The 9,384-nt window shown below is 70.5% G+C and carries 13 protein-coding genes; 7 read left to right on the forward strand and 6 right to left on the reverse strand.

Features of this window, described 5'->3' with window-relative positions; genetic code table 11:
• The 3 genes from ABZ464_RS51490 to ABZ464_RS51500 all read right to left on the reverse strand — a co-directional run.
• The coding region (locus ABZ464_RS51490; protein WP_359289861.1) for an ATP-binding cassette domain-containing protein at positions 1-343 on the reverse strand (343 nt) is incomplete at its 3' end.
• 104 nt (positions 344-447) lie between these two features.
• A complete protein-coding gene (locus tag ABZ464_RS51495; protein WP_359289863.1) occupies positions 448-633 on the reverse strand; it encodes a hypothetical protein in 186 nt (61 codons plus the stop codon).
• A gap of 56 nt (positions 634-689) precedes the next feature.
• Positions 690-1,925 carry a glycosyltransferase family 2 protein gene (locus ABZ464_RS51500; RefSeq protein WP_359289865.1) on the reverse strand — a complete coding sequence of 412 codons (1,236 nt, stop codon included), beginning with the start codon at positions 1,923-1,925 and terminating at the stop codon, positions 690-692.
• A 433-nt stretch (positions 1,926-2,358) separates the two neighbouring features.
• On the opposite strand from ABZ464_RS51500, the gene ABZ464_RS51505 reads away from it, so the two are divergent.
• A complete protein-coding gene (locus ABZ464_RS51505; protein WP_359289867.1) occupies positions 2,359-2,712 on the forward strand; it encodes a VOC family protein in 354 nt (117 codons plus the stop codon).
• A gap of 32 nt (positions 2,713-2,744) precedes the next feature.
• Here ABZ464_RS51505 and ABZ464_RS51510 read toward each other — a convergent pair whose 3' ends face one another.
• Genes ABZ464_RS51510 through ABZ464_RS51520 form a run of 3 tightly spaced genes read right to left on the reverse strand, consistent with a single transcriptional unit; the run spans position 2,745 to position 4,246 of the window.
• Positions 2,745-3,239: a GntR family transcriptional regulator gene (locus ABZ464_RS51510; RefSeq protein ID WP_359289869.1), complete on the reverse strand. Its 495-nt coding sequence runs from the start codon at positions 3,237-3,239 to the stop codon at positions 2,745-2,747.
• 33 nt (positions 3,240-3,272) lie between these two features.
• The gene (locus ABZ464_RS51515; protein WP_359289871.1) at positions 3,273-3,776 is read right to left on the reverse strand and encodes a flavin reductase family protein; all 504 of its coding nucleotides are present in this window, start codon (positions 3,774-3,776) and stop codon (positions 3,273-3,275) included.
• Positions 3,777-3,820: 44 nt separating this feature from the next.
• On the reverse strand, positions 3,821-4,246 hold the full coding sequence (locus ABZ464_RS51520) for an ester cyclase (protein ID WP_359289873.1): 426 nt from the start codon (positions 4,244-4,246) through the stop codon (positions 3,821-3,823).
• 297 nt (positions 4,247-4,543) lie between these two features.
• Here ABZ464_RS51520 and ABZ464_RS51525 point away from each other — a divergent pair, with 297 nt between their 5' ends.
• Genes ABZ464_RS51525 through ABZ464_RS51550 form a run of 6 tightly spaced genes read left to right on the forward strand, consistent with a single transcriptional unit; the run spans position 4,544 to position 9,216 of the window.
• Entirely contained in the window at positions 4,544-5,170 is a 627-nt protein-coding gene (locus ABZ464_RS51525) for an amino acid synthesis family protein (RefSeq protein WP_359289875.1), read from the forward strand.
• The gene (locus tag ABZ464_RS51530) at positions 5,167-5,718 is read left to right on the forward strand and encodes an amino acid synthesis family protein (protein WP_359289877.1); all 552 of its coding nucleotides are present in this window, start codon (positions 5,167-5,169) and stop codon (positions 5,716-5,718) included. The genes ABZ464_RS51525 and ABZ464_RS51530 overlap by 4 nt, the downstream gene beginning before the upstream one ends.
• Before the next feature lie 6 nt (positions 5,719-5,724).
• Positions 5,725-6,456 (forward strand): alpha/beta hydrolase, encoded by a 732-nt coding sequence (locus ABZ464_RS51535; protein WP_359289879.1) that lies wholly within the window; start codon positions 5,725-5,727, stop codon positions 6,454-6,456.
• Positions 6,449-7,936: an aldehyde dehydrogenase gene (locus ABZ464_RS51540; protein WP_359289881.1), complete on the forward strand. Its 1,488-nt coding sequence runs from the start codon at positions 6,449-6,451 to the stop codon at positions 7,934-7,936. Before ABZ464_RS51535 ends, ABZ464_RS51540 begins: the two co-directional genes overlap by 8 nt.
• A gap of 21 nt (positions 7,937-7,957) precedes the next feature.
• Entirely contained in the window at positions 7,958-8,176 is a 219-nt protein-coding gene (locus ABZ464_RS51545) for a tautomerase family protein (protein ID WP_359289883.1), read from the forward strand.
• Entirely contained in the window at positions 8,173-9,216 is a 1,044-nt protein-coding gene (locus ABZ464_RS51550; RefSeq protein WP_359289885.1) for an LLM class flavin-dependent oxidoreductase, read from the forward strand. Before ABZ464_RS51545 ends, ABZ464_RS51550 begins: the two co-directional genes overlap by 4 nt.
• The last annotated feature ends 168 nt before the right edge of the window (positions 9,217-9,384 follow it).

The following is a 9,384-nucleotide window of genomic DNA, read 5'->3' on the forward strand; positions in this document are numbered from 1 at the left end:
CCTTGGGCAGGTGGTGCAGGTCCGCCATGAGGAGCATGTTCTCCTCGCCGGTGATCAGGCCGTCGACGGCGGAGAACTGTCCGGTGACCCCGATCATGGCGCGTACCGCCTGCGGGTCGGTGGAGAGGGCGTGGCCGCCGACGCGGATGTCACCGGCGTCGGCGGTGATGAGGGTGGAGAGGATCTTGACGGCGGTGGTCTTGCCGGCCCCGTTCGGGCCGAGCAGGGAGAAGATCGTGCCGGCGGGGACGTGCAGGTCGATGCCGTCGAGGACGAGTTTGTCCCCGAAGGACTTCCGCAGCCCCGTGGCCGCGATGGCGGAGGTGTGGGTCGTTGTCGTCATGCCCCGGAGTCTGCGGGGCGGCGCGTTCAGCGACCTTTCAGTTCGGTTTCACTGCCCATGGCGAATGCCGCCGATACTGATGGTGTGAATCCGCTCCGACGGGGTCAGTGGCCGGCCGCGTCGGCGTCGTGGCGGCGTCGGCGGACGGCCGCGGCATAGGTCGTCAGGCCGCCCAGGACCAGGGCGACGCTGGCCGCGATGATCAGGTCGGTGGTGGACGAGGTGCCGGTGGCCGCGAGGGAGGCCGCTCCGGCGACGATTCCGGTACCGGATCCGCTGAGGTAGTTCATGATCTTGTTCCTCTCGGTGACCTGTCGGTCGTGTGTGTGGGGTGACTTGAGAGCCGTCACTTCCAGGCGGAGACCCCGGTGGCGTACGACTTCACCAGTGAGGTGACGAACCAGTACGCGCGCACGGTGGAGAAGACCAGGCCCGGCAGCATCAGGACGTCGACCAGGACGCCCTTCCAGCCGAGGTGGCGGGTGCGGAAGGCGGCGTACGCGATCCAGAAGGCGACCAGGCACAGCCAGACCGGATCCAGGACGAAGCCCCTGCTCGCGATCACACCGGTCCAGGCGGCCAGCCAGCCCAGGGTGTAGAGGAAGCCGGCGAAGCCGAGCACCATGCCGGTGATGGAGAACCACGTGTGCTTCGTCCAGCCGCGGCGGCGCAGGGTGTCGACCGTGCCGCGTCCCCAGCGCTCCCGCTGGCCGATCAGTTCCCGCAGGGTGGGCATGAGGTCGGTGTAGGCGATGCAGTGCTGGTTGGCCGTGACCTTCCAGCCCGCCTCCTTCAGCGCGAGCGTCGTCTCGTAGTCCTCCACCAGGTTGGCGTGGTCCTCCCAGAACACCTCGCCGCGCCAGCGCAGGATGCTCAGCAGTGCCTCGGTGCGGTAGAAGGAGCCGGCGCCCGACATGCTGTGGATGCCGAAGCGGTAGCGGCCCCGGGCGTAGCGGCCGTACTCCATGATCTGCATGCCCAGCAGGTAGCGCTGCCAGAGGTTCTTCCACAGGCCGGTCCGGCCGAGGCAGGTCGCGCTGAGTCCGCCCACGCGCCGGTCCGACGCCATGACGTTGCGCGCCCGTTCCAGGAACTTCGGGTGCAGGCTGGTGTCGGCGTCCATGACCAGCAGGTACTTCGCGGCGGCGGCGAGTCCGCCGGGGGTGCTGTTCAGCCAGCCGATGCCGTGGTTGAGGGCACCGGCCTTCTTGTGCGGGTTGTCGGGCAGGTTGAAGACGACGGTGCGCGGTACGCCCGGGCGGTCGGCGAACTCGCGCGCGAACTGCTCCGTCCGGTCGGAGGAGTTGTTGACCACGATCACGATCAGGTCGGGCGGTGTGGTCTGCGCGGCCAGTGATTCCAGCGCGAGCAGGACGCCGGCCTCCTCGTTGCGGGCGGGGAGGATCACGGCGGTCTCCAGCAGCGAGGTCGCCGCCTGGGTCACCAGCCGGCGCCGGTGGGAACCGTGCGCGCGTCGGCCCGCGCGTCCCTGGTCGGATCGGGTGTGCCGGCCGGTGTCGGCCGTGGACGAGGGGCCTGACGGCGCCCGTGCCGCCACGCGCGCGTGGCCGGCGGTGGTCATGTGGTCGGACATGGTGTGGTGTTGCCCCCCGCGGCATGACTGCCGCTTCTCTCCTCGACGGCCTTCGGGCCGTCCGCTTGTCTGTTGCTGCCCGGTGCCGGCTTTCCCCGGCCGGGAGCGGACACCACCACTGCGACGAGCGGCGGCGCGAAGGGCCATTCTTGAGGCGCCGGTTACGGTCCCGGAAGAGTGACCGAGGGGCGTATGGGGGCTTTGAGGAGGTCTGGGGAGCGAGAAAGCGGAGCGAGTGGTGAGGGTGGGGCGTGTGCTTTCTCCGCACGCCCCCTGTGCCCCTGTGCCGCCGGGGCATCCGGGGCGTCCGGGGCGTCCGGGGCGTCCGGGGCGTCCGGGGCAGGGAGTGCCCGGGTCGGCCGGCCGGGCTCGCGCGGAAAACCGCCTGTGTTCCCGGAGTCGGCCGGTCTACGCTCGGGCGATGACCTTGGAATGGCGGCATGTGATCGTTCACTCGGCGGATCCGGCGGGCCTCGGGCAGTGGTGGGCCGAGGCTCTCGGCTGGGTGGTGGTGCACTCCTCCGCGGACGAGTTCGCCATCCGCCCGGCGCCGGACCGCTCGCCGGGGCTGGAGTTCGTACGGCTCGACGAGCCCAAGAAGGCCAAGAGCCGGCTGCATCTCGACTTCGTACCCGATGATCAGGACGCCGAAGTGGCCCGCCTCCTGGCTCATGGGGCACAGCGGGTCGACATCGGCCAGGGTGAGCAGCCGTGGGTCGTGCTGGCGGACCCCGAGGGCAACGAGTTCTGTGTCCTGGGCCGGCGGGGCCAGTAGACGGACGGTCCGTCATGCGGTGAAGCCTCGGGTCAGCGGGACCGGAAGCCGGTCAGGGGCAGACCCGCCAGGAGGGCTCGGCGGCTGGCTCTGACGTGTTCGCGCATGACGCGCTCCGCGCTGTCGCCGTCCTTCGCCAGGATCAGTTCCAGGACGAGGTGGTGCTCGCGGTCGGACTGGACGGCGCGGCCCGGCCTGCTCAGTGAGGTGTTCACCAGCCGGGGGTACGCGAGCTGGTTCATCAGCACCCGGTAGTGGGCCCGCAGTTTGCTGTTGTCGGAGCCGGCGACGAGCAGGTCGTGGAACTCCTGGACCAGCTCCGCGTACCGTTCCCGGTCGTCCCGCGCCACCGCCTCGTCGGCCTCGCGCAGGTTCCGTTCGAGCGAGTCGGTCTCCGGGACCCGGCCGCGCCGGGCGAGCAGGCGTGCGGCCGCGCCCTCCATGAGTTCCTTCATCTCGAAGAGTTCCGTGATCTCGCGGCGGGAAGGGACGGTGACGAACGTCCCGACGCGGGGCCGGATCTCCACGAGCCCTTCGGTCTGCAGCTGTTTGAGGGCTTTTCACCCCAGGGACGTGAGTGCCCCGCCGTCGAAGAACCTGCCCGCGCCGTAGACCATGGGGGGCAGGTCGGTGACGTCCGCGTGCACCACCCGGCAGATGAAGATCGTGTGCGTGCTCGCCCGCAGCCGCTCCCGGATCCGTACCTCCATCCGCGCGCTGCTCCGGGCGATCAGCGGGCTGCCGAACGGGCCGCTCTCCCAGTCCAGGTCCGTGAACTTGTCGGCGGCCTTGCTCGCGAACGTGCCGACGACGTCGAGCTGGTCGGTCGACAGGATGTTGATCGCGAGATGGTCGGCCCGGAACAGGCAGTCATGGGTGGACGAGGTGTGCTGGACGCACACCATCACCGTGGGAGGGTCGAGCGAGATGCTCGAGAACGCGTTGACGGCCAGGCCTCTGGGGGTCTCTCCGTCCATCGCGGTCACGACCGTGACTCCGGTGACGAACTGCCGGTTCACCCGCTTCATCACGTCGATGTCGGGGGTGGAGGCAAGCGCGGTCATGAGGGTGCTCCTTGTCGTCTTGATCGTCGGTGCCGTGCCGGCCGTCAGTCCTGTCCCACGCTGATGATGCCCAGCGCCGCGAGCAGCGCCCGGGGATCCCACGTCACGTGCTCCTCGACGATCCGGTCCCCCTCGAAGCGGGCGAACGTGGCGCCGCTGATGTCCACGCGCCGGTGGGTGGGCGGGACGCCGAGGAAGGAATTCAGGTGCGTTCCGCTGCTGTGCCAGCGGATCGCGGCCCGGTCGCCGTCGATCACGATGTCGTCGATGACGGTGGTCAGGTCCGGGAACGCCGCGCGGGTGGAGACGATCGCCGCCTTGAAGGCGTCCAGGTCCTGGGGGTGCGGGTCCGTCCCGTGGCGCAGGTAGGCCGGGCTCAGCAGCGTGTCGAGCGCGTCGACGTCACCCTGCTCCCAGGCCTCGGCCCATACCTTCTCGATGCGTTCCCTGTGGGCGTGGGTGTGCGCCATCTCTTCCCCTTCCATGGCAACAAGAAAGGCCGGGGCGGGGCCTTTCGACCGCTCCCCGACGGCTGCGCAGCCGCCACTTCGGCCCGCGTTGGCATACAAGAAGCAGTAAGGCATGCCACAGAGGGAGCGTCAAGGGTCCGGTGGCCAGGGTTCGTTCGGCCGACCCCGACGTTCGCCAGAACGTGCATGTCAAGTGGCATATGAAGAGCGCCCGGCCGAGGTGCCGGGCGACGGGCGGCGGCCATTCGGGCGCGACCCCTTGACCGGTTTGCCGGGGGATGCCTATCGTCCTGTGCCATGCAAGAGAGCTTGGAACACACTGACGAGAGCATCGGTCTCCGCAAGCTCGTGCTCTACCGTGACGTCGTCCTGACCGAGGCGGGCGAGGCGCCCGCGCGACCCGCGTGGCGGGCGAGCGTCGCCGCGGTCGTACGGAATCCCTGGCTGGGCTCCGGTCCTTCGACCGATCTGAACCTGGAGCAGGCCCGTATCGCACCGGTGCTCGCGAAGCTGCTGACCGACCGGCTCATCGCCTCCCTGGGCGGTGCGGACGAGATCGAGTCGTTCGGCAAGGCCGCCATCGTCGGCACGGCCGGCGAGATCGAGCACGCCGGGGCGCTCATCCACACCCCGTACTTCGGCAACCTGGTGCGAGAGTTCCTCCAGGGCGAGTCCATCATCTGCTTCGCGGACACGCGCGCCGAGGCCGGGGAGTCGCTGATCATCCCGCTCTGGCACAAGACCCATGCCGCGACGCGCAGTCACTACCAGACCATCAGCGCCCGGGTCTCCGACGGGCCGCGCGCGGACGAGATCGTCGTGATCGCGGCCGCGTCGACGGGGCCGCGCCCGCATCCGCGGATCGGGGACCGGCTGACCGACCCCGTCGTCACCACCGAAACCCTGGAGGTTGTTTCCTCATGAGCGTCCGCAGGATCGTGACCGTCGTCGAGGAGATCCACGCCGAGGGCGGCCGGGAGCTCGCCCGCCCAGCCCGGATCGCCGTCGTCGCGGCGGTGATCGAGAACCCCTGGGCCGGTCAGGGCTTCGTCGAGGATCTGGGCCCCGGGATCGAGGCGCACGCCTCCGACCTCGGCGCGCTGCTGGCTCCGGCGGTCCTCGACGCCCTCGGTGAGCCCGCCGAGGCGTACGGCAAGGCCGCGATCGTCGGGCTGGACGGCGAGATCGAGCACGGCTCGGGGCTGATCCACACCCTCAGGTTCGGCGACCACTTCCGCAAGGCGGCGGGCGCCACCACGCTGCTGCCGGCGGTCGAGAAGCGCGGCCCGGCCGGTGTGGTCTTCGACATCCCGCTGAAGCACATCACCGACGCCACGATCCGCTCGCACCACCAGAGCTTCGAGGTCCGCGTCAGCGACGCCCCGCACCCGAACGAGATCGTCATCGCGCTCGCCGCCGCCGCTCAGGGGCGCCCCCAGCAGCGCCTGGCGCCGCTCTCGACCGAACAGTAGGTGCCCATGAGCCAGCCGACCGTGGTCCTGCTGCACGGCGTCGGACTCGACCACACCATGTGGGAGCCGATCGCCGCGCTCCTGGCCGACCGCTTCACCGTGATCACCCCGGACCTGCCGGGCCACGGCACCCGCCCGCCGGTGCGCGACGGGGTGACCCTCGCCGGCCTGGCCGACGGGGTCGCCGACGGGATCCCGGCGGGCTCGCACCTCGTCGGATTCTCCCTGGGCGCACTGGTCGCCCAGCACCTGGCGCTGCACCGGCCCGAACTGGTGGCCACCCTGACCTCGGTCAGCTCGGTGTGCGCGCGCACGGACGAGGAACGGGCCCTGGTCCTCGCCCGGCTGCGGACCGCCGAGGCCGACTTCCCGGCGAGCGCGGCCGCGTCCCTGAAGCGGTGGTACGACGGTACGGACGTCGGCGCCGACCGGGTGGCCCGTACGGAGGCCACGCTGCTCGCGGGCGACGTCGGCTCCTTCCTCGGCTGCTACCGCGTGTTCGCCACGGCGGACGCGGAACTCGCGCCGGACCTGGGCGCCATCGCCGTACCCGCACTGGCGGTGACGGGGGAGAACGACCCCGGCTCCACCCCCGGGATGACCCGTCGGCTCGCCGCCGCGCTGCCCGACTGCCGGGCGGTGGTCGTCCCCGAGGCGCGTCACATGCTGCCCGTCGAGCGTCCCCGGGCGCTGGTCGACTCCCTCACCACCTTTCTCGGAGAGTGTGCTCATGTCTGACCTCACCACGTTGCGGCACTTCATCGGCGGGGCGCGGGTGGAGCCCGCGTCGGGCGAGTACTTCGAGAGCACCAACCCGGCCACCCGCGAGGTCCTCTACCGGGCGGCGCGCGGCGACGCGACCGACATCGACCGGGCCGTCGCCGCCGCGCGGGGCGCCTTCGAGGACCCGCGCTGGCGCGACCTCAGCCAGACGCGCCGGGGCCGGCTGCTGCGCCGGCTCGGGGAGCTGATCGCCGAGAACGCCGAGGACCTGGCCCGGATGGAGACCCTGGACAACGGCAAGCTGCTGCGCGAGATGCGCGGGCAGCTGGCCACCCTGCCGGAGTACTACCACTACTACGCGGGCCTCGCCGACAAGATCCACGGCGACTTCATCCCCACCTCCGACCGCCAGGTGCTGAACTACACGGCCCGGGAGCCGCTGGGCGTCGTGGGCGCGATCACGCCCTGGAACTCCCCGTTGACGCTGACCAGCAGCAAGCTGGCCCCGGCCCTGTGCGCCGGCAACACCGTCGTGATCAAGCCGTCCGAGTACACCTCGGCGACCGTCGTCAGGCTCGCCGAGCTGGCCCTGGAGGCGGGCTTCCCGCCGGGCGCGGTCAACGTCGTCACCGGGTTCGGGGCCGAGGCGGGACAGGCGCTGGTCGACCACCGCGACCTCGCGAAGATCTCCTTCACCGGCTCCACCGCCACCGGGGCCAGGATCGCGGCGGCGACCGCGAGCCGGTTCATCGGCTCCACGCTCGAACTCGGCGGCAAGTCCCCCAACATCGTCTTCGAGGACGCGAACATCGCGAACGCGGCGATGGGCGTCGTGGCCGGTATCTTCGCCGCCGCCGGACAGACCTGCATCGCGGGCAGCCGCGTCTTCGCCCACCGGTCGGTCTACGACGAGCTGCTGGAGCGGGTCGCCGAACGCGCCAGGACCATCCGCATCGGCGACCCTCTGGACGCGCGGACGGAGCTCGGCCCGCTGGCCTTCGCCGACCAGCGCGACAAGGTGGCCGGCTATGTCGACCTCGGCCGCAGCGAGGGCGCCCGGGTGCTGACCGGCGGACGCCCCACCGACGGCGGGCTCGGCGGCTACTTCTACGAGCCGACCATCCTCGTGGACGTCGACAACGACATGCGCGTCGTCCGGGAGGAGATCTTCGGACCCGTGCTGGCCGTCATGCCGTTCGACACGGAGGACGAGGTCGTCCGGCTGGCCAACGACACCGACTACGGACTCGCGGCCGGCGTCTGGACGACGAACCTCTCCCGGGCGCACCGGATGGCGGCACGGCTCGACGCCGGGACGATCTGGGTCAACACCTACCGGGCCATGTCCCCCATGTCGCCGCGGCAGGGCTTCAAGTCCAGCGGCGTCGGCGTGGAGCACGGCACCGAGACCATCAAGGAGTACACACGCCTGAAGAGCGTGTGGATCAACACCAGCGAGGAGCCGGTGGCCGACCCGTTCACCCTGCGCAGCTGACGGAAGCCGACAGGAGCCGACATGCCACAGGTCGCCATCACCCTCGCCGAGGGCCGCACCCCGGAGCAGATCCGGGCCCTGCTGCACGAAGTGCACGAAGCGGTCCTGCGCACCACGAACACCAAGCCCGAGTACATCCGTGTCGTCGTCCACGAGGTGCCCCGGTCCCACTGGGCGACCGGCGACGTGACCCTCACCGAGATGGACGCCACCGCGTCAGGCAAGGAGCAGCAGTCATGAGGTTTTCGTTGTTCGTGCACATGGAGCGCTGGGACGAGGAGGTCAGCCACCGCGAGCTCTTCGAGAATCTCACCGAGCTCACCCTGATGGCCGAGGCCGGCGGCTTCGGCACCGTGTGGATCGGCGAGCACCACTCGATGGAGTACACCATCTCGCCGAGCCCGATCCCGCTCCTCGCCCATCTGGCGGCGCAGACCACGACCATCCGCCTCGGCGCCGGGACCATCGTCGCCCCGTTCTGGAACCCGATCCGGGCCGCCGGTGAGTGCGCTCTGCTGGACGTCATCAGCAACGGCCGGATGGAGGTGGGCATCGCCCGGGGTGCCTACCAGTTCGAGTTCGACCGGCTGGCGGGCGGCCTCTCGGCCCGCGACGGCGGCAAGCATCTTCGTGAACTCGTGCCCGCCGTACGGGCGTTGTGGCAGGGCGACTACGCGCACGACGGCGAGATCTGGCAGTTCCCGACGTCGACCAGCGTGCCCAAGCCGGTGCAGCAGCCCACCCCGCCCATGTGGATCGCCGCCCGCGACCCCGACTCGCACGACTTCGCCGTCGCCCAGGGCTGCAACGTCATGGTCACCCCGCTGATGAAGGGGGACGAGGAAGTCGTCGACCTGAAGCGGAAGTTCGACACCGCGGTGGCCAACCACCCGGAGGTGGCGCGCCCCGAGCTGATGGTGCTGCGGCACACGCACGTCCACTCCCCCGACGAGCCCGAGGGGTGGCGGCCGGCCGCGGAGGCGATCGGCCGGTTCTACCGGACCTTCGACGCCTGGTTCGGCAACCAGGTCACCCCGCGCAACGGGTTCCTCGACCCCAGCCCGGAGTCGAAGTTCGAGGGCCGCCCCGAGTTCACGCCGGAGTCGCTGCACGAGACGGCGATGATCGGCACCCCCGCCGAGGTGATCGAGCGGCTGCGCGCCTACCAGGAGCTGGGCGTCGACGAGTACAGCTTCTGGATCGACACCGGCCTCCCGCACGAGGAGAAGCGCAAGTCGCTGGAGCTGTTCATCAAGGAAGTCATACCGGCGTTCCAGTAACCCCCTCCAGTAGCCCCCGCTCCAGTAACCCCCTCTCCCCGTCCCCAGGAGCACGCCCATGTCCCACGATGCCCCGGCGCCGGTGTACGGCAGCGCGGTCACGAAGGTCGAACCCTTCGGGGTGGATCACATTCCCGACAACGAGCGGCACGGCAGGCCGAGTTCGCA

Origin of the sequence: Streptomyces sp. NPDC005820, from assembly GCF_040630255.1 — a bacterium.
Classification (GTDB): domain Bacteria; phylum Actinomycetota; class Actinomycetes; order Streptomycetales; family Streptomycetaceae; genus Streptomyces.

What these genes read in the sequence shown, in the direction of transcription:
- ABZ464_RS51495 (WP_359289863.1), bottom strand. Translation starts at nt 633, where the DNA reads ATGAACTACCTCAGCGGATCCGGTACCGGAATCGTCGCCGGAGCGGCC.
- ABZ464_RS51500 (WP_359289865.1), bottom strand. Translation starts at nt 1,925, where the DNA reads ATGACCACCGCCGGCCACGCGCGCGTGGCGGCACGGGCGCCGTCAGGC.
- ABZ464_RS51505 (WP_359289867.1), top strand. Translation starts at nt 2,359, where the DNA reads ATGACCTTGGAATGGCGGCATGTGATCGTTCACTCGGCGGATCCGGCG.
- ABZ464_RS51515 (WP_359289871.1), bottom strand. Translation starts at nt 3,776, where the DNA reads ATGACCGCGCTTGCCTCCACCCCCGACATCGACGTGATGAAGCGGGTG.
- ABZ464_RS51520 (WP_359289873.1), bottom strand. Translation starts at nt 4,246, where the DNA reads ATGGCGCACACCCACGCCCACAGGGAACGCATCGAGAAGGTATGGGCC.
- ABZ464_RS51525 (WP_359289875.1), top strand. Translation starts at nt 4,544, where the DNA reads ATGCAAGAGAGCTTGGAACACACTGACGAGAGCATCGGTCTCCGCAAG.
- ABZ464_RS51530 (WP_359289877.1), top strand. Translation starts at nt 5,167, where the DNA reads ATGAGCGTCCGCAGGATCGTGACCGTCGTCGAGGAGATCCACGCCGAG.
- ABZ464_RS51535 (WP_359289879.1), top strand. Translation starts at nt 5,725, where the DNA reads ATGAGCCAGCCGACCGTGGTCCTGCTGCACGGCGTCGGACTCGACCAC.
- ABZ464_RS51540 (WP_359289881.1), top strand. Translation starts at nt 6,449, where the DNA reads ATGTCTGACCTCACCACGTTGCGGCACTTCATCGGCGGGGCGCGGGTG.
- ABZ464_RS51545 (WP_359289883.1), top strand. Translation starts at nt 7,958, where the DNA reads ATGCCACAGGTCGCCATCACCCTCGCCGAGGGCCGCACCCCGGAGCAG.
- ABZ464_RS51550 (WP_359289885.1), top strand. Translation starts at nt 8,173, where the DNA reads ATGAGGTTTTCGTTGTTCGTGCACATGGAGCGCTGGGACGAGGAGGTC.